The organism is Agrobacterium larrymoorei (assembly GCF_030819275.1).
GTDB classification, from domain to species: domain Bacteria; phylum Pseudomonadota; class Alphaproteobacteria; order Rhizobiales; family Rhizobiaceae; genus Agrobacterium; species Agrobacterium larrymoorei_B.
The window spans coordinates 1,024,700-1,043,024 of sequence record NZ_JAUTBL010000002.1 but is presented as its reverse complement, the minus strand read 5'-3'; the positions used below and the strand labels follow the sequence as shown (position 1 = coordinate 1,043,024).

The 18,325-nt window shown below is 58.5% G+C and carries 18 protein-coding genes and 1 pseudogene; 14 read left to right on the top strand and 5 right to left on the bottom strand.

Annotated elements, in window-relative coordinates:
- The first annotated feature begins 223 nt into the window (after positions 1 to 223).
- The 9 genes from QE408_RS13645 (at position 224) to QE408_RS13605 (ending at position 6,337) form a co-directional block, all read left to right on the top strand.
- A complete protein-coding gene (locus tag QE408_RS13645) occupies positions 224 to 646 on the top strand; it encodes an NUDIX hydrolase (protein WP_306931956.1) in 423 nt (140 codons plus the stop codon).
- 106 nt (positions 647 to 752) lie between these two features.
- Entirely contained in the window at positions 753 to 1,130 is a 378-nt protein-coding gene (locus QE408_RS13640) for a TIGR02301 family protein (RefSeq protein ID WP_306931954.1), read from the top strand.
- Between the two features lie 105 nt (positions 1,131 to 1,235).
- Positions 1,236 to 1,493: a hypothetical protein gene (locus tag QE408_RS13635; protein WP_062425653.1), complete on the top strand. Its 258-nt coding sequence runs from the start codon at positions 1,236 to 1,238 to the stop codon at positions 1,491 to 1,493.
- 14 nt (positions 1,494 to 1,507) lie between these two features.
- On the top strand, positions 1,508 to 2,257 hold the full coding sequence (locus tag QE408_RS13630) for a hypothetical protein (RefSeq protein ID WP_306931949.1): 750 nt from the start codon (positions 1,508 to 1,510) through the stop codon (positions 2,255 to 2,257).
- 182 nt (positions 2,258 to 2,439) lie between these two features.
- Positions 2,440 to 3,288 carry a CAF17-like 4Fe-4S cluster assembly/insertion protein YgfZ gene (gene ygfZ, locus QE408_RS13625; protein ID WP_306931947.1) on the top strand — a complete coding sequence of 283 codons (849 nt, stop codon included), beginning with the start codon at positions 2,440 to 2,442 and terminating at the stop codon, positions 3,286 to 3,288.
- A 3-nt stretch (positions 3,289 to 3,291) separates the two neighbouring features.
- Positions 3,292 to 3,903: an HD domain-containing protein gene (locus QE408_RS13620; protein WP_306931945.1), complete on the top strand. Its 612-nt coding sequence runs from the start codon at positions 3,292 to 3,294 to the stop codon at positions 3,901 to 3,903.
- Complete coding sequence (locus tag QE408_RS13615) at positions 3,900 to 4,430, top strand: tyrosine phosphatase family protein (protein WP_306931943.1); 531 nt, start codon at positions 3,900 to 3,902, stop codon at positions 4,428 to 4,430. Before QE408_RS13620 ends, QE408_RS13615 begins: the two co-directional genes overlap by 4 nt.
- Positions 4,431 to 4,494: 64 nt before the next feature.
- A complete protein-coding gene (locus QE408_RS13610) occupies positions 4,495 to 5,331 on the top strand; it encodes a mechanosensitive ion channel family protein (protein WP_306931941.1) in 837 nt (278 codons plus the stop codon).
- A gap of 64 nt (positions 5,332 to 5,395) precedes the next feature.
- Positions 5,396 to 6,337, top strand: coding sequence for a bifunctional helix-turn-helix transcriptional regulator/GNAT family N-acetyltransferase (locus tag QE408_RS13605; RefSeq protein ID WP_306931938.1), 942 nt, complete (start codon positions 5,396 to 5,398; stop codon positions 6,335 to 6,337).
- Positions 6,338 to 6,374: 37 nt separating this feature from the next.
- Here the strand turns inward: QE408_RS13605 and QE408_RS13600 are convergent, their stop codons facing one another.
- The 3 genes from QE408_RS13600 to QE408_RS13590 all read right to left on the bottom strand — a co-directional run bounded on the left by QE408_RS13600 (position 6,375) and on the right by QE408_RS13590 (position 9,268).
- Positions 6,375 to 7,193, bottom strand: coding sequence for an ABC transporter permease (locus QE408_RS13600; protein WP_306931936.1), 819 nt, complete (start codon positions 7,191 to 7,193; stop codon positions 6,375 to 6,377).
- The gene (locus tag QE408_RS13595; RefSeq protein WP_306931934.1) at positions 7,190 to 7,978 is read right to left on the bottom strand and encodes an ABC transporter ATP-binding protein; all 789 of its coding nucleotides are present in this window, start codon (positions 7,976 to 7,978) and stop codon (positions 7,190 to 7,192) included. The genes QE408_RS13600 and QE408_RS13595 overlap by 4 nt, the downstream gene beginning before the upstream one ends.
- Before the next feature lie 249 nt (positions 7,979 to 8,227).
- A complete protein-coding gene (locus QE408_RS13590; protein ID WP_306931932.1) occupies positions 8,228 to 9,268 on the bottom strand; it encodes an ABC transporter substrate-binding protein in 1,041 nt (346 codons plus the stop codon).
- A gap of 282 nt (positions 9,269 to 9,550) precedes the next feature.
- Here QE408_RS13590 and QE408_RS13585 point away from each other — a divergent pair.
- The 5 genes and pseudogenes from QE408_RS13585 (at position 9,551) to QE408_RS13565 (ending at position 16,901) form a co-directional block, all read left to right on the top strand.
- A pseudogene (locus QE408_RS13585) lies at positions 9,551 to 11,117 on the top strand (VOC family protein).
- 103 nt (positions 11,118 to 11,220) lie between these two features.
- Complete coding sequence (locus tag QE408_RS13580) at positions 11,221 to 14,004, top strand: DUF2339 domain-containing protein (protein ID WP_306931930.1); 2,784 nt, start codon at positions 11,221 to 11,223, stop codon at positions 14,002 to 14,004.
- A gap of 57 nt (positions 14,005 to 14,061) precedes the next feature.
- A complete protein-coding gene (locus tag QE408_RS13575) occupies positions 14,062 to 14,703 on the top strand; it encodes an HD domain-containing protein (RefSeq protein WP_306931928.1) in 642 nt (213 codons plus the stop codon).
- Between the two features lie 11 nt (positions 14,704 to 14,714).
- A complete protein-coding gene (locus QE408_RS13570) occupies positions 14,715 to 15,560 on the top strand; it encodes an MOSC domain-containing protein (protein WP_306931926.1) in 846 nt (281 codons plus the stop codon).
- A gap of 114 nt (positions 15,561 to 15,674) precedes the next feature.
- On the top strand, positions 15,675 to 16,901 hold the full coding sequence (locus tag QE408_RS13565; RefSeq protein WP_306931924.1) for an MFS transporter: 1,227 nt from the start codon (positions 15,675 to 15,677) through the stop codon (positions 16,899 to 16,901).
- Between the two features lie 20 nt (positions 16,902 to 16,921).
- Here QE408_RS13565 and recO read toward each other — a convergent pair whose 3' ends face one another.
- Together recO and QE408_RS13555 are read right to left on the bottom strand one after the other, a co-directional pair.
- Complete coding sequence (recO, locus tag QE408_RS13560; protein ID WP_306931921.1) at positions 16,922 to 17,701, bottom strand: DNA repair protein RecO; 780 nt, start codon at positions 17,699 to 17,701, stop codon at positions 16,922 to 16,924.
- Positions 17,702 to 17,896: 195 nt separating this feature from the next.
- Entirely contained in the window at positions 17,897 to 18,250 is a 354-nt protein-coding gene (locus QE408_RS13555) for a response regulator (protein ID WP_306931919.1), read from the bottom strand.
- Positions 18,251 to 18,325: the final 75 nt, after the last annotated feature.

Below are 18,325 nucleotides of genomic sequence, written 5' to 3'. Positions count from 1 at the left end.
GGCCGTCCCGGCGCTCTTCTATGGCGCAATCGTTCACCCGTTTGACGATGACCTTAGAAACATCCGCGACTACTTCGAACGACTGGTCTCACGGCCCTCCGTCAAGCGGGCAATCGAGGAGGCACGCCCCTATTTTCAGTATTTTCCCTACAGGGAAAGAATGCCGCCACGTTTCCTGCAAGGTTGACTGCATAATAAGAGGTAGATTCTCGAAGGAAACCGCATGCCTCTTCCCCAGCCAGCATCTTCCGCTATCGTCCGGCGTGGCGACCGTCTACTGCTGGTGCGTCGTATCAACCCGCCGTCGAAGGACATGTTCGCCTTCCCGGGCGGGCGGGGAGAGCCCGGTGAGACGCCAGCGCAGACAGCGCTTCGCGAATTGCTGGAGGAGACAGGCATCAGGGCAAGTCATCCACAGCTTTTCGCCACCTATGATCTGCCATCCCACGACGCCGAGGGACGGCTGACGAGCCACTTTCTGCTGTCTGTCTTTCTGATGGAGGCAGATGAGCAGGCTGCGGTTCTTGCGGCCGATGATGCCGCAGATGCGGGCTGGTACACGCTGGAGGAAATACATGCCCTTCCCGCGCCTGAAAGCGTCGTGGAATGCGCCGAGCGCCTTCTAGGCCAGTTGCATGAACACTAGAATCACAGCTATCTGGACGAAGATTGTCGAAAGCCGATATTGGGTTGTGCGTAGCGTCATGGGTCGACGAGTTTGTATTCTGTTAGCGGTGTTGGTGAGCATGGGCATGCCCGTTGCTTCGCATGCTGCCAGCCAGAAACCGCCTCAGCCTCTCGCACCGCCGCCTCAGGAAAGCAAGCCAGCCCCTTATGATGACAAGCTGGCACGGTTGTCGGAAATTCTGGGTGCTGTCCAATATCTGCGCACGCTTTGTCCCGCGACGGGGCCGCAGGAATGGCGCAAGGCGATGAGCGATATTCTGGCGGCGGATACCGCGAACGAACCTCAACGCAAGCAGCGGATGACCGCAGCCTTTAACCGCGGTTACCGCACTTTTGCAGCCGTTCACACCAGCTGCACCCCCGCCGCGATCCTGGCGGAACAAAAATACCGTAACGAAGGCGCAACACTCGCACAAGAAATCACGTCCAGGTTCGGAAATTAGAGGATTGTTAACCTCTTTTCGCCGTGGGGCGTGCCGTTTTGATAAAAGACTGTTAGAGTTGTTAACAGGGTGGTAACGACTTGAACGCCCTGTCGAGGATGAAAGATGCAAACGAGCCGTAACGAAATCCACGATATGATCGCGCATGAAAAGATGCAGGTCGCTCTGGAACATCAAAACGAGGCCTGGGCCGATGGTATGGCCGACGGCATCGAGCCGGAGATCATCGCAGATGCCGCTATTGCCTTGGCCATGCGCGAAACCATCCGCATGCATGGCGAAGCCGGCGCAGAGGCCATGCTCGAATCACTGCGTCAGCGCATGCTCGCTGGCGAATTTTCCCCGCAGCGGATCATCCAGTAAGCGGGAGTTTATCAATGCTGTACTTCCGTCATGACGTCACGCGGTCTTCCGCCGCGCTTGCCGCTGTTTTTTCGCTGGTCGTCTCCGCAACCGCGCTGCCACAGGCAGCCTACGCTCTGTCGGCGCTGAAGCCGGGCCCGAGCGGGCAAACCGAACAGGCCCAGGCCTCCGATGCCCCCAAGTCTTCCGAACCGGCGCAGGTCGAAAAAGGTTCTGATGGCATTCCTATGCCTGATCCGCTGGTGAACCGCCAAGGCGGACAAGAGCAGGCAGCGCCGGAGCAGGACGATGCGCCGCATATTTCCGCACAGATCGAGCATGATATCAGCAAAGCGCCGGAGCCGGTCCGTCGTCTGCGTCAGCTGATCATCGACGCCGCCTCCACCGGCGACATCGAGAAGCTGCGACCACTGATCAATGCGGGTCCAAACCAGACGCGCGTCGATGGCGAAGGAAACGATCCGATCGCCGCGTTGAAAAGCTTTTCCGGCGATCCGGAAGGCTTGGAAGTGCTGGCCATTATCCTCGATCTTCTCTCCACGGGCTATGCACGCATAGATGCAGGAACGCCGGATGAGATGTATGTCTTCCCTTATTTTGCCGGGAAGTCGCTCAACACGCTGACCAAGCCGGAAAAAGTGGACCTGCTGCGCATCATCACCGCCGGGGATCTCGCCGACATGCAGGAATACGGCAATTACAGCTTCTACCGCATCGGCATTTCGCCCGATGGCCAGTGGAAGTTCTTCGGTGCGGGCGACTGATCGAGCGCCGGACGATTTCGGGCGCTTGCCCTTACCTTACAAAAATCCTAACTCTAAAGCGCCGTTCGTCCTTTTGGATGCCCGGCGCTTTCAGTTTTGAATCGACGCATCGCGCCTTTCCGAAAATCGGCTAAGATTTTCAGGCCGATGCCCTCAGGTGAATCCAGCCGAACGGTAGTGCCATGTCTTCCGCTTTTTTACCGACCCGTCGTTTTATCCGCATCGGCGGCGAAGCTGCCTCCGATTTCCTGCAAAATCTGATCACGACGGATCTGGAATCACTTGGAGAGAACGAAGCTCGCGCAGGCGCATTGTTGACGCCGCAAGGCAAAATTCTATTCGACTTTCTTGTTTCGCGCGAGGGCACAGCGTATCGCTTGGAGACGAGCGCGGAGCAACAGGAAGCATTGCTACGCCGTCTCACAATGTACAAGCTGCGGGCTGCTGTGGATCTCAAAGCTGAAGATCTCGAAGGCGTCAGCGTCTATTGGAACGAGGCTGCACCGGACGGCGGTGTCACGGACGGTCGCTTCGCCAAGGCTGGCGTAACGCTCTATCGCGTCCCCGGCAAATCCGCCGAGGGCGACGTTTCCGCTTACGATGCCCTGCGCATCGCCAACGGAATTGCCGAGTCGGGCAGCGATTATGCCCTTCAGGATGCATTTCCTCATGATGTTCTGATGGATGTGAATGATGGCGTGTCCTTGAAGAAGGGCTGCTTCGTCGGCCAGGAGGTCGTTTCGCGCATGAAGCACCGCGGCACGGCGCGCCGACGCGTCGTCATCGTCTCCGCGGCAAGCGCTCTGCCGCCTTCCGGCACCGAAATCATGGCAGGCGGCAAATCGATGGGCGCACTTGGCACCGTTATCGGGGACAACGGCCTGGCCATCATCCGCATCGACCGAGCTGCCGAGGCTATGGGATCTGGCAAGGTCATGACTGCAGGAGATGTGGAGGTCAGCGTTGCTCTGCCCGGCTGGAGCGGCATCAGCTTTCCTGCCGTCGATTCGCTTGCGGGCGCCGAGGATTAAGCGGTGGCACCTTCCAAGTCTGCGCGTGCATGGCAACGCATGCTCTCCGGCAGGCGTCTCGACCTTCTCGATCCCTCTCCCCTAGACGTGGAACTGGCCGATATCGCTCATGGTCTGGCGCGCGTGGCGCGGTGGAACGGGCAAACGCGCGGCGACCATGCGTTCTCCGTGGCGCAGCATAGCCTCATCGTCGAAGCGATTTTCTGTCATCTGAACGCCTCCGCTTCGCCGGACGATATGCTGATGGCGCTGCTGCACGATGCGCCGGAATATGTGATCGGCGACATGATCTCTCCTTTCAAATCCGTCGTCGGTGGTGGCTACAAGAGCGTAGAGGCCCGGCTGGAGGCCGCCGTTCACCTGCGTTTTTCGCTTCCACCCCATCCCACGCGAGAGCTGAAAGACCGCATCAAGAAGGCGGACACGGTCGCGGCTTTCTTCGAGGCCACAGAGCTTGCGGGCTTTTCACTTGCGGAGGCTCAGAAATTCTTCGGCCTGCCGCGCGGCATCAGCCGCGACATGATCGCAATCGATCCGGTTCCTGCACTTGAGGCGCAACGCCGTTTCATCGAACGCTTCGAGGCCATCGAAGCACTGCGCAAGGCTCTACCATGACTGCCATCGTCGTCTCGCCCCTCTCCCGCATCGGAGAAATGGCCGTGCGCCACAAGGCGCGCGAAATGATTACCTTGATTGCCAAGGAGCAGACGTTTCATCGCCCGGCCGTGATTGCTGCCGAGCGACATCTGACGCTGCAGATGAACGATATCGCCTTCAAGGGGAACGATACGCTGATCGCGCCGGATGACGCCCATGTTCTGCAGCTGATCGAATTCGCCCGGGAATGGGATCAGTCGGCCCCGCTTCTGATTCATTGCTGGATGGGCGTGTCTCGGTCGCCTGCAGCGGCCGTCGTCGCCGCACTGGCTCTCTACCCGGATCAGGATGAAACGGCGCTCGCACGCCGGCTTAGAACCGTATCGCCCTATTCTACACCCAATGCCCGCATCATCGAAATCGGTGACAGGCTACTCGATCGCAGAGGCCGATTGGTGAAAGCGATCAAGGCGATCGGGCGTGGCGCCGATACCGACGGCAATGTTCCCTTCGTGCTGCCGCTGACCGATATGGAGCGGATATAGCGGGAACCCGAGCCAAGACCCATCGTTACCAATTCTGACACCAAAGATCATCAAGGGACGATTCATGGAACAACAGGCAACGGATATCATCGTGGCATCACAGGCCGCGCTCAGGCAGGCGAGCGCATTGGCGGTGCAATATTCCTTCTCCGTCATTGGCGCGCTTCTTCTTCTCATCATTGGCTGGCTGGCCGCGGCATTTCTTCAGCGTTGGGCGTTCCAAGGCCTTTCCCGCATTCGCGGCTTTGACGCCACCCTTGCCGGGTTCTTTGCCGGTGCCATCCGCTATGTGGTGCTCATTCTGGTCATGGTCATGGTGCTTGGCCAGTTCGGAGTACAGACCGCTTCCATTCTCGCAGCACTCGGTGCCGCGGGTCTAGCCATCGGTCTGGCGCTGCAGGGCACGTTGCAGAATATCGCGGCGGGCATCATGCTGCTCGTCCTTCGTCCTTTTCGCGTCGGTGAATATATCGAAACGAGTGCTGTCTCCGGCACCATCATCGAAATCGGCCTTTTTGCGACTGAGTTGAAGACCAGCGATGGTCTCTACCGCCTGGCGCCGAATTCCACGCTGTGGAACGTGCCGATCACCAATCACAGCCGCTTCCCATCCCGTCGCCATGAACTGAGCGTGACCGTGCCAAAGGGTGAGAGCATTGCAGAGACGCAGGATATGCTGATGCAGATCGCGCGCAATGACAGCCGCGTGCTTCTCGATCCGGCGCCAACCACCTTCGTGGATTCAGCCAGTGCCGATAGCGCCACCGTCAAATTGCGTTATTGGACGCACAGCGCCAACTGGTTTGCGACAACACGCGATATGACGAAGGCCTTGAAGCTCGCTTTCGATGAGCGTGCGGCGAAGGTCGCGGCGGAAGAGCCACCTGCCCCCACGCCCTGATCCTTGACATCAGGCAGACACTCAGAATAAGGTTGCATATTGCAACTAATTTTGGATTTCTGTCATGGTGCCATCCGAACCGATTGTCGAGGAAATCCGTGTCCACTCCCGCAAGTTGGTGCGGGAGCTTGGTTTTACCGGTCGGGGCTTTGCGGGCACCGACCTTTCGCCGTCTTCCGTTCACGCCCTTCTAGAGATCGAAAAGGGTGACGTGGCAGCGCGTGATATTGGCGACGCGCTGCATATGGACAAATCCAGTGTCAGCAGAATGCTTCGCAAGCTGATCGATGCGGGCTGGGTGTCGGAAGAGTTCGGAGATACAGACAATCGGGTCAAGCGCCTCTCGCTGACATCCGCCGGAAAAAGCCAGGTTGGCCAGATCAATCATTTTGCCCGGCAACAGGTGCAAGCGGCGATCAAACGATTGACACCGGAGCAGCTTCACATCGTTTCAAACGGCCTACGCCTTTACGGCGAAGCGCTGGCCCGAACGCCAACGCCTGCCACCATTTCCATTCAGTCGGGCTACAGGCCAGGAATCATGGCGCGGATCACAGAATTGCACGCGCTTTTCTACGCCCGGACAGTGGGCTTCGGGCAGGCATTCGAGTCAGTCGTCGCCAGCGGTCTGGCCGAGTTCGGATATCGTCTGGGCAACCCGAAGAACGCCATCTGGACGGCCATCCGAGACGACCGGATCATCGGTTCTATCGCGATCGATGGTGAAGATATGGGGCCGGGAAAAGCGCATTTGCGCTGGTTCATCGTCGACGATTCAGCGAGAGGAAGCGGCGTTGGAAAACTGCTTCTCGACACCGCTCTCGCCTTCGTGGACGCGGAAAGATTCACAGAGACGCATCTTTGGACTTTTTCCGGTCTCGCGGCTGCCCGCCATCTCTATGAGAGCCGCAGCTTCAATCTTGCCGAGGAGCGCCATGGATCGCAATGGGGCAGCGAGGTTTTGGAGCAGCGTTTCGTTAGACCGGCGAAACCTGACGAGGGTTAAACTCACACCGCCCGCGCACGCCTGTTCTCTTCCTGCTTCATTGCCCCATGGTCGAGCGATGTGCCCATCCGGTCATGCGTTTTTCCACCCAGGCCATGATGGCATACATGACGATGCCTTCTACCGCGAGCATGAGCAGGCCAGCGAACACCAGTGGCACATTGAACTGGCTCTGGGCAGAACTCATCATGTTGCCGAGGCCGTAATTGGATGCCACAGTCTCGGACACGACCGAGCCGACGAAGGCAAGCGTAATGGCAATTTTCAGCGAGCCGAAGAAATAGGGCATGCAGCGCGGAATGCCGACCTTCAGCATGATGTCCATCTTCTTGGCGCCGAGAGCACGCAGCACGTCTTCGGTTTCGGGTTCGATGGTGGCAAGGCCGGTAGCGACGTTGACGACGATCGGAAAGAAGGAGATCAAAAAGGCCGTGAGTACCGCAGGAACCGTACCGATGCCGAACCAGATAACGAGAACGGGGACAAGGGCCACTTTCGGGATGGCGTTGAAGCCGATCATCAATGGATAAAGCCCGGCATAAATCGTTTTAGACCAGCCGATGAAGAGTCCGATGCCAAGGCCCGCAACAACCGCAATCGCAAAGCCGAGCGTTGTCGTATAGAGCGTCTGCAGTGAGTTTTTCCAGATCGGCGACCAGTATTGCAAGACGGCCTGGCCCACCCGGCTCGGCGACGGCAGCACCGTCTGCGGCATCTTCAGCGCATAGACGAGCAACTCCCACGCCGCAAAGAGCGCAAGCGTGTAGAGCCATGGTGCGGCCTTCACCCAGTTGACGCGGGCGATCAAGGGCTTTGGTGGAGTTGCGACGACCTGCCCTTCGACAACCGCGCTCATGCCGCTACCCTCGCCTGGGCGATTTCGCCATGAAGTTCCTGAACCATGTCGTTGAAGCCCTTTTCATACATGATGGACAGTTGTCGTGGCCGCTCAAACGGTACGCGATGTTCCGCCAGCACCCTGCCCGGCCTTGCGCTCATCACGAAAATCTTGTCCGCCAGGAAGACTGCCTCACGCAGATCATGGGTGACGAGAATGATCGTCACGCGCTGGACCGCATGAAGATCGCGGATGACGCACCATAGCTCCTCACGGGTGAAGGCATCGAGCGCGCCGAACGGCTCGTCCAGCATCAAAAGTTCCGGCTCATGGATGAGCGCGCGGCAAAGATTGGCGCGCTGCTGCATGCCCCCGGAAAGCTGCCAAGGGTACTTCGACCCGAAACCTTTCAACCCGACGATCTCCAGCAACCGTTCGGCTTTGGCGACATACTCGGCCTTGTTGGCACGCAGTCGACGACGGTGCTTCTCGACGATCTCAAGCGGCAGGAGAATGTTTTCAAGCGTGGTGCGCCATGGCAGCATGGTGGGGTTCTGGAACGCCATTCCGACAATAGAGACGGGTTCTGTCACCTGCTTGCCGCCGACAATGACATTGCCGCGCTGTGGAATGTGCAACCCGGTTACCAGTTTCATCAGCGTGGACTTACCGCAGCCCGAAGGACCGACAACGGCGGCAAACTCTCCCCGATCTACCTTGAGCTTGAGGTTCGAAACGGCGAGCGTTCCCGAAGCGCCGCCATAGCGCATGTCGACGCCGTCGATTTCAACCAGATGAGACATGTCCCCAGTTCCTATTTTCTTTCAAAATACCCGATGGCCGCCCATCCGAGGGACCGACCTCCATGGGGCGACAGGGTCAATGGATAAATGCTCGGGTGGAGCCCGAGCATCACCAACCGTCGTCGTCTTACTCTATAGCGCGTCGCGATCTTTCAGATTCGCTCCTTGCGCTTTACGTCCTTGCTTTGTCGCATGTCGTCATCGCAAAACCGCTGCGCACTTTTGCGCTGACCATGCTCTATGTCGCCGTTACGGCAGCATCCGCTCTTCCTTGGGCGGCAGGTAGCTTGCATCGAAAACCTGCTCAACCTTGACATTTCCTTTGAGGCCAATGGAAATCTTCAGCGTTTCCATGGATGCAGCAAGGCGTGCCGGATCGACCCCGCCCATACCATTTTCGATCACATAAGGCGTCTTGATGTTCATCGAATTTGCCATATTGAGGCGCTGCAATTCGATATCAGGATTGAGCGTTTCGTTGCGCTTCAGCACGGCAGCAACGCCCTCTTCCGGGTTCTTGACGGCATCGGCGAAGCCCTTGGCAAGCGCCTTGAGGAAGCCTTTCACCGCTTGCGGGTTTTCTTTAGCAAAATCAGTGTTTACCAGTACGGAATTGCCATACAGATTCAAGCCATGCTCTGCCATCAGGATCGTGGCGATATCGTCGTCGGAAATGCCTTGTGCCTTCAGGTTCAGGATTACCGAGAAGGCGAAGCCGAAAACGGCATCGACATCGCCCTTTGCCAGCATCGGCTCGCGCACGGGGAAGCCGATGGACTGAATGGTGATCTTGCTGTCATCGATCTTGGCGACTTCTTTGAACGCCTTCCACTGGGCGAAGGCGCCATCCGGCGGTGGCGCGCCAAGCTTCTTGCCTTCCAGCGACTTCGGGTCTTCCGTGACACCCAAGGACTTTCGACCAACGACGGCAAATGTCGGGCGCTCATAGACCATGTAGACGGCCTTCACCTTCTGCGACGGGTCTTCATCGAGAAACTTCATGACGGAGTTGATATCGCCGAAGCCCATCTGGTAAGCGCCGGTTGCAACCCGTGGAATGGCTTCGACGGAGCCGTTTCCGCTATCGATGGTGACGTCCAGGCCCTCCGCCTTGAAATATCCTTTGTCGAGCGCGAGAAGAAAGCCTGCGGAAGGTCCCTCGAATTTCCAGTCGAGCGTGAATTTGATCGGTGTATCTGCAAGGGCTGAAAGGGGCGCGGCAGAGATACCCGCGAACATGGAAATTGCGGCCAAAGCCGCTGTTTTTGAAAACAGCCTTCGCGTGAACATTCAGATATTTCCCTCTGGAGGTTTTTTATGTTGTTGCCGTCATACAAAACAATTTCGTCCCCTATGGCAAGAACTAATAGCTCATAAATTACGCAAATTTTACTTTGCATTTTTTTTGATCTTTTTCGCAACCCTAGCTAGGCATCGCGCCGATTGAATAGGCGAAACACGAATGTCGCACGTTCAGTGATAGGGATATGAACACAACGTTCTGACGCTCATGGATTGCGAAATCCACCAGGACGATGAAGATGGCAGCATCGACCACAGCTGGAGACACGCATGACATCGGCCCTCGGCATCCACCACATCACCATGATTACGCGGAAGGTTCAGGCGAATGTGGATTTCTATGCGGGTTTCCTTGGACTGCGCCTGGTGAAGCGGACCGCGGGCTTCGAAGACGCCATGCAGCTTCATCTGCTCTACGGCGATTACGCCGCCTCCCCCGGCTCTCTCATGACCTTCCTTGTCTGGGAGGATGGCGGAAAGGGGCGCGTCGGTTACGGCCAGACACTAGAAGTATCTCTGGCAATCGATCCGGCGAGCATTGGCTTCTGGCTGACGCGTGCCTTGCAGGCGGGGGTTCATGCCGAGGGACCGATGGAAGAGTTCGGTGAGCCTGTCATCCGCCTGAAAGATCCGGACGGCATTATCATTAAGCTTGTCGGCACCAGTGTCTTCCCCGAAGCCCAGCCGCATGATGCGCGTGGCATTCCTCTGGAACACGCCATCCGTCGCATCCGCGGCGCTACCGTTCTGAGCGAGGCACCGGAAGAAACTGAAGGCTTCCTTTCCAACTATTTCGGCTATGTTCGCAAGGACAAACAAGGCGCGATCCGGCGCATGTCTTCAAACTCCGGCGACATTATTGATGTCCGCGACGCAACAGGCTTCTGGTCCAGCGCGCCTGGGACGGGCACGGTGGACCATATCGCCTTTCGCGCAAGCGACATGGATGCGTTGGGGGAGACACTCAAGCGGCTGAAGTCTCTGAACTCTTCCACCACCAATGCGCATGACCGGAAATATTTTCACTCGCTCTATGTCCGCGAACCGGGAGGCGTGCTGATCGAGATGGCGACCGACGCGCCGGGCATGACGATCGATGAGCCGTTGGAAAGGCTCGGCGAGGACTTATTCATTCCGCCGCTCTTCATGCGCGATGAGGAAGATGTCCGCGTAGCCCTGCCGCAATTTTCCATGCCCGGAGAGGAGCGCGTCATCTACCGCGACCTGCCCTTCGTCCATCGTGTTCCACACCCCTGCCAAGCCCGATGGCAGCACCATCGTTCTGCTTCACGGTTCCGGCGGCAGCGAGACCAGCCTCATGGCACTGGCCCATCGGGCCAATCCCAACGCCACGCTGCTGGGCGTTCGCGGACGAAGCACTGAGGAGGATGTGGCGCGCTGGTTCCGGCGCTTTGGCGATCTCAACTTCGACCAGAAGGATATCGCTTCTGAAGCGGAAGCCTTTGCCGCCTTCCTGGAAGGCGCGACCCAGTCCTACGGCATCGACCGCGCCACGCTGAGCTTTATCGGCCACTCCAACGGCGCAAACTTCCTTGCCGCCTTCTTTGCCCTCCACCCGGAATGGGCAGCCGATGCCTTGCTGCTTAGACCGATGCAGGTTCTGGAGCATTGGCCTGCCGTCGATTTCGGCTCAAAACGTTTCCTGCTGGCTGCGGGAGAGACTGATCGCCATCGCGACAAGGCCCATGCGCTTGCCGGCATTCTGAAAGGCAGCGGCGCCGAGGTGGAGGTCAGAATTCTGCCGAACAATCACGACCTTGGATTTGAGGATGTCGAACTGGCCAAGGAATGGGTTACGGCTCGCAACGTCCAGTGAGGAGGACCTGAAGAGCGGACGCGCCGGGAGCCGAAAGACGCCAAAACGCTTGCAGATACCGCAATAAAAGGCTTTAAAAAACAGAGCTATACGCGGAGTGCTTATGACGTCTTTCCTGCTGCCTCTTATCGTCGGCTATGTCGTTGCGTTTTTCTACACGCTGAGCGCCAGCATCAAGAACTCCAGGCGCATTGAAGAGCTTGAAAAGGAAGTCTCGGGCCTCAAGGCCCAGATGGCAGGTGCCGTACCCACCTCCCTGTCTGCCGAAGCACAAGACCAGACTGAAGAGGCAGCAAACGCAATTGTTGAAGGCATGACGTCGCCAGCCTTGCAAGCTGACGCTAATGCGGATCAAAGCGTCACCCCGCCACCGCTGCCCCTTCAGTCGAAGACAGAGGATTTAAAGCAGGACGAAACCGTCCCTACCGCAGCTGTAACGACTCAAGCGACCCCAAAAGAAAGCTTCGAAAGCAGGCTTGGTGCGCGTTGGGCCGTTTGGCTGGGCGGCATCACGCTTGGTCTTGGCGGCATATTGCTGGTCAAATACTCCATCGAAAACGGCCTGCTGAGCCCCGCCGTGCGGCTTGCCATGGCCGCCCTCTTCGGCCTTCTGCTTGCTGCCGCAGGCGAAGCCATACGACGCCGTGCCGTGCCCGGCATTGCAGCTGCCTATTCCAACGCCATGATCCCCGGTGTGCTCACAGCCGCCGCCTCATTGACGCTCTTCGGCGTGGTCTTCGCCGCCTATGGCATTTACGACTATATCGGACCGACGACGGCTTTCATCCTGCTTGCACTCGTCGCTTTCGCCACCCTGGCTCTGTCTCTTCTTCACGGCCAGGCGCTTGCCGGACTGGGGCTCTTCGGTTCCATGGTCACGCCTGCTCTTATCGTCACCGAAACGCCGAGCATCTGGGCACTCTTCGGCTTCCTCACCGTCTCCTGGGTAGCGACGGCGCTTGCAGCGCGGTGCCAAAAATGGAAGGTCGTGCCCGCCCTCGCCAATATCGGACTTGGATCGTGGGCTATCGGCTACATCATGGCGTCGAACACGGTTCTTGCAGAGCCTGTCATGTTCGCGCTTCTTGCCATGATCGCAGGCTCCATCTGGATCTGGCCCGGCAAAGCCTTCGACCACGTCGCAGAGGAACATCCGCCTGCAACAGAGGGCGATGCTGCAAAACCAGCGAACCGTCTTCTCGCATTCTTGGGAAGAGCACCACTTGCGATCAACCTCACCGCCTCGCTTGCGGTCGTTCTCACAGCACTTGCCTTACTTGCCACCGGATCCGGCATCAGCATGCACCCGGCTTTTGTGGTGGCCGTGCTGATTATCGGCCTTGCTGCCTTTGGTGCAGGGCGCCTTCATGCGGTATGGCCCGCCATCTTCGCCTCGCTCGCCGCACTCGGCTGCGCCAATATCCTGGCACAGAACAACCTCGAATTCCTATCGACCTTCGGCAGCGTTGCAGCCTCTGCTTCCGTCGCCGTGGATCACAGCCTTCAGGCGTCGATCACCCGCATCATGGGCATCGTCTTCCTGCTATTTGCAGTGGAGGCCATCCGGCGGAGAACATCGAAGGATGAGGCCTTCGGCACGCTCTGGGCATCGATCGGCTCCATCGTTCCCGTCGGTCTCGGCGTGATCAGCTTCGTCGAATACGGCAATCTGACGCGGGACTGGCTGCACGCGGCCTATGGCCTGGCGATCGGTCTTGTTCTCTTCGGCGCGGCCTATCGTTTCGACAGAAACTCGGAGCCCGCCTTCCGGCGTCCGGTCAACATTTTGGTGATCGGCTCATTCCTTGGCTTCCTGCTGACGATCCATGCGCTGACGAACGGACTTGCGACCACCATCCTTATCCCTCTGCTCGGCTTTCTCTACGTTCTTGGAACGAGGCGCCGTGCCTGGCCAGCCCTCGCCTGGGTCATGGCACTTGCACTCGTCATCGTGCTTGGCCGGATTGCATGGGAGCCCACGATTGTCGGTCCGCAGAACCTCAGCACCACGCCCGTCTTCAATGCGCTTCTGGCGGGCTACGGCATTCCTGCCCTGCTTGCCGTCCTGTCGGCCTGGCTGTTGCGCCACTTACCCGATCGTCGCGTCAGAAATTTCCTTCAGGCTCTAGCAAGCCTGATGGTGTTGTTGACGCTGGCGATCCTCGTGCGGCACGCGATGAATGGCGGCGTGTTGAACGATGCGGTGCCGACACTTGGCGAACAATCCATCTACACGCTGCTGACGATCGGCATGTCCGGCGTGTTGATGACGCTCGATATGAAGAGCCCAAGCCCGATCTTCCGCTACGGTTCAATGCTCGCCGGCTGCGTGGCCATGGTCAATGTACTGATTGCGCATTTCTTTGTCCTCAACCCCTATTTCACCGGCGAAAACACCGGACGCTGGCCGTTCTTCAACCTCCTCCTCATCGGCTACCTGCTTCCCGGCGCAGCCTATGCGGGACTGGCCTATTATGCGCGAGACAAACGGCCCAAGCCCTATGTCGCCTTACTCGCGCTTTGGGGAGCAGCCCTCGGCTTTGCCTGGGCGACGCTATCGGTGCGCCGTTTCTGGCAGGGCGAGAACATCGCGGACTGGAAGGGCTTTCTACAGGGAGAAACCTACAGCTATTCCGTCGTCTGGCTTGCCATCGGCGTGCTTCTCCTGGCACTCGGCTCGCGCTTCGATGCCAAGAGCCTGCGCCTCGCCTCCGCCGCTCTGGTTCTGCTTGCCGTCGCCAAGGCCTTCCTGATCGATATGAGCAATCTGGAAGGCGTCTTGCGCGCGCTCTCCTTCATTGGGCTCGGCGTCGTGCTGATCGGCATCGGCCTCTTCTACCAGAAGATCCTGACGTCCAAGCCGAAGGATGCCACAGTGCAGCAATGATTGCGCCGCTGCCTCACCGGCTCTAAAACGCGATCTCACGAAATTGGGGAATCGCGAATGCATGCTGCATCTTTTGCGCCATATGAAGCGCTTGCCAAAAAGCTGATTCCGCACGCCGCGGAGGGCGATGACGGCTCGCATGATCTCGCGCATATTCACCGCGTCTTCCGCAACGCCATGCGTATTCATGCGCAGGAGGGCGGGAACGAGACGGTGCTGGCGGCAAGCGTCCTGCTGCATGATTGCGTGGCGGTGGAGAAGAACTCGCCACTGCGCGCGCAGGCCTCGCGTCTCGCCGCGGAAAAGGCGAGTGGCATTCTGGCTGATCTCGGCTGGGCAACGGCGGATATCGAAGCGGTCGCCCATGCCATTCTCACGCACAGCTTCTCCGCCAACCTGACGCCTGAAACGCGTGAGGCTAAAATCCTGCAGGATGCGGACAGGCTCGATGCCATCGGAATGGTAGGTGCTGCCCGTTGCTTCTACATTGCAGGGCGCTTGGGTTCGGCGCTCTACGATCCGGAGGATCCTCTCGCGAAGAACCGCCCGCTCGACGATCGCCGTTTTGCCATCGACCATTTTGAAAACAAGCTGTTCAAACTGGCGGATGGCTTTCAGACCGAGGCTGGTCGACAGCTTGCAAGAGAACGACATGAGCGCCTTCAACAGGTGCTCGATATGTTTCTGGACGAAATCTGAGGAGAGTGGCGATGCAGATCACGCAGTTGAATGTTTACCCCGTGAAGAGTGCCAGAGGCATTTCGATTTCCGAGACCGCTATCTCCGCTGAAGGCTTGCCAGGTGACCGTCGCGCCATGCTGGTCGATCCCTCCGGCCAATTCATCACGCAGCGCGAACTTCCTGCACTTGCTACCTTGAACGTTGCCCCGGAGGCTGGCGGGTATCGCCTGTCTATCGAGGGCAAGGGGGACGTACTCGCCCTGCCGTCATCCTCGAGGCTCGATGTCACCGTCTGGAAATCCACCGTCGACGCTGCTCTTGCAAGCGATGAAGCCAATCGTACGCTCTCGCAGTGGCTGGGACAGGAGATGAAGCTTGCCTTCTTCGACGATCAATCGAAGCGCCTCGCCAACGCGGAGTGGACTGGCAATGAGACACCCGTCACCTTTGCCGATGGCTACCAGATCCTGGTCGCGACCACCGCCTCGCTTGACGCTCTCAACGCGGACATGACGGCCCACGGCGAAGACAGCGTCGGCATGGAGCGTTTCCGCCCCAACATCGTGCTGGAGACGGATGATGCATGGGCGGAAGATCGTTGGGCGGCAATCGAGATCAACGGCATTCGCTTCGATCTCGTCAAACCCTGCACCCGCTGCATCATGACCACCCAAGACCAGAAGACCGGTTCGCGCGACGTGCCCTCGCCGATGAAGGCCATGGGCCGCATCCGCATGTCCGCCGATCGCCGCGTTCCCGGCGTGCTGTTCGGCTGGAATCTGACACCGCGTGGCGAAGGTACGATCAGGCTCGGTGATGTCGCCAAGGTCGTGGAGTGGCGCGACGAGGCATGGCCGCTGAAGCGGCGGGGATAGAGCTTGTGAATGACGGGCGTGTCGCATCAACCCCGCTGATGCACCTGTCAAGAAAAGTCGCTGGTGTGTCTACGCACGGATGAATAATGTTCTTCCCTTATCCGGAGGAAAATCATGGCTACATTATCCAGCGCGTCCACCAGCCGGCCCATGCCGTGGCTGATCATTCTGGCTGGATCGCTGATCGCCGTGATGACCTTTGGGCCGCGCTCGGCCATGGGCTTCTTCCAGCTGCCGATGCTGGCGGATACGGGTTGGGACCGGTCCACCTTCGGGCTCGCCATGGCACTGCAGAACCTCTTCTGGGGCTTGGGGCAACCCTTCTTTGGCGCACTGGCCGATAAGTTCGGCACGGGACGGGTGCTTATTATCTCAGGCGTCCTCTACGCTTTGGGGCTCCTGTGCATGTCGTTCGGCACCTCGCCCTTCTGGCTGCATTTCGGCGGCGGTGTATTGGTCGGGCTTGGCATTGCAGCGGGCTCCTTCAGCGTCATCCTTTCGGCCTTTGCCAGGCATGTGACGCCGGAACAGCGTTCCATGGCATTTGGCATCGGTACGGCTGCTGGATCTGCTGGAATGTTCATCTTCGCGCCGATCAGCCAGGGATTGATTTCCAATTATGGCTGGTCGGACAGCCTCGTCTTCCTCAGCGTCATGATGCTTTTGGTGCCGCTCCTGGCATGGCCGCTCCGCGGCAATTCATCATCCGGTTCACAATCACAGGCGCAATTTCAACAAACCGTTGGCGCAGCTTTGAAAGAGGCGCTTGGACATAAGAGCTATCTGTTGCTGACCACCGGCTTCTTCGTCTGCGGCTTTCAAGTGGCCTTCATCACGGCGCATTTTCCAGCTTATCTCGGCGATATCGGTATCGAGCCGCGCTATGCGGTTATCGCAATGGCGCTGATCGGCTTCTTCAATATTGGCGGATCGCTTGCGGCCGGCGTTATCGGGCAGCGCTATTCTAAGCCGCATTTTCTCGCCTACATCTATATCGGCCGTTCGATAGCGGTAACCGCCTTTCTGCTGCTGCCGCAAACGCCTGTCTCCGTCGTTATCTTCGCAGGGGTCATGGGGGTCCTGTGGCTCTCCACCGTGCCCCCGACAAACGGGCTCGTCGCCATCATGTTCGGCACGCGCCATCTCGGCATGCTGGGCGGCGTGGTGTTCCTGTCGCACCAAGTCGGCTCGTTTCTCGGTGTGTGGCTCGGCGGTTTCCTCTACGACAAACTCGGCTCTTACGATCTCGTCTGGTGGCTGGGTGTTGCGATGGGCATATTTGCCGCCATCGTGCATTGGCCAATCGAAGAGAGGCCCGTCATCCGCCCTGCCATGGCATGAAGGCGAGAAAACCGAACTGATCAGCCGGTTTCACCGAGTGTCTCTGGGTGAGCGGCTGCTTCGTCCAGTTTCCGGGCCAAGGCCTTCAAAGCCGCCTGAACGAAACCGTCGCGGGCGGCATTTTCTTTAATCCCTCTCGGCTCATAGACGTGTCTGCTCAGAAAATGATTCGTCAGGCGGAAAGCCGCAGACAGGCTCTGGCAATCCGCAGAGGGTGCATGTGCCTCGCCAAGAAATGGAGGCAGCGCTAGCATCCTGTCTGCATAGGGCGCGCCGGCGGCACGGCTGACGGCCCTCCCGGTTTTCGGCGAAACATAGACCAAATCGCTACGAATTCCGGTCGCCGCGCACTCCGTAAGGTCGAGACCGAAGCCAAGATCGTTCAATACCGCCAGTTCGAAGCGCACGAACAATTCGCCCGCATCCGCCGGATCGGACAGATTGTCGAGAATGACATCGAGCGCGCGATAAAGATGCGGGTGCGGATCGCGCTCCGGCAATAGCCGCAGCAGCGCGCCCATGGCCTGGACGCCATAAACAGCCGTCGCCGTCTCCATCAACTGCGCGGCGCGCAATTGAAGCGGCTCGATCCGGTATTCCCCCAAATGATCATCGAGGCGGGCGCGCCACGTGACGTCGACTCGATTGCCGGCCTGAAGCACCGGCTGCATGGATCTGGACCTACCACCCCGCACCATGCCGAGATGGCGCCCTCGAGCACTCGTCATCACCTCGGCAATGACACTCGTCTCGCCATGGCGCTTGACGCCGAGAATGATTGCCTCGTCCTGCCACTGCATGAAGATATCGCCCAGAGCTCCAACGCCACGACAGACAATCGTGGCGTCAATAAAACGTGTCGCGATCTTTCAGACTCGCGCCTTACGCTTTAGATCATTGTTCAATCGCATATCGATATCGCAAAACTGCTCAGCACTTTTGCTTGGACCGTGCTTAAAGCACTATAGCCCGCGCAAGCGGTTCGGGTCCAATGATTACGCCATCAGGCGTGAGACGAATGACTTGAGTTCTGGCTCGGCGAAAGGCTTGTCGAGAAGCGGCGTTTCGGCAAAATCCTCGGGGAACCCGCTGGTATCCCCATATCCGCTGACAAAACCGAACGGAATGGCGTGATCTTTCAACCGTCTCGCCAGTTCATAGCTCATGCCGTCCGAGAGATTAACATCCAGCAGGACGCAGTCCGGACGCGCGCGCTCCAGTGCTTCCTGGGCTTGAGCCAAAGTCGTTACGATTTCGACAGTCCCGACTCCCATCGACTGAAGACACGCTTCGGCGTCCATCGCAACCAGATATTCGTCCTCAATGATGAGAACCCGTTGAGGCACCATATTTATTATATTCTCCCGGCCGGGCCTCAATTGGAAGGCCGATTTCATTCAATAACTTTACGAATTCCTGACATC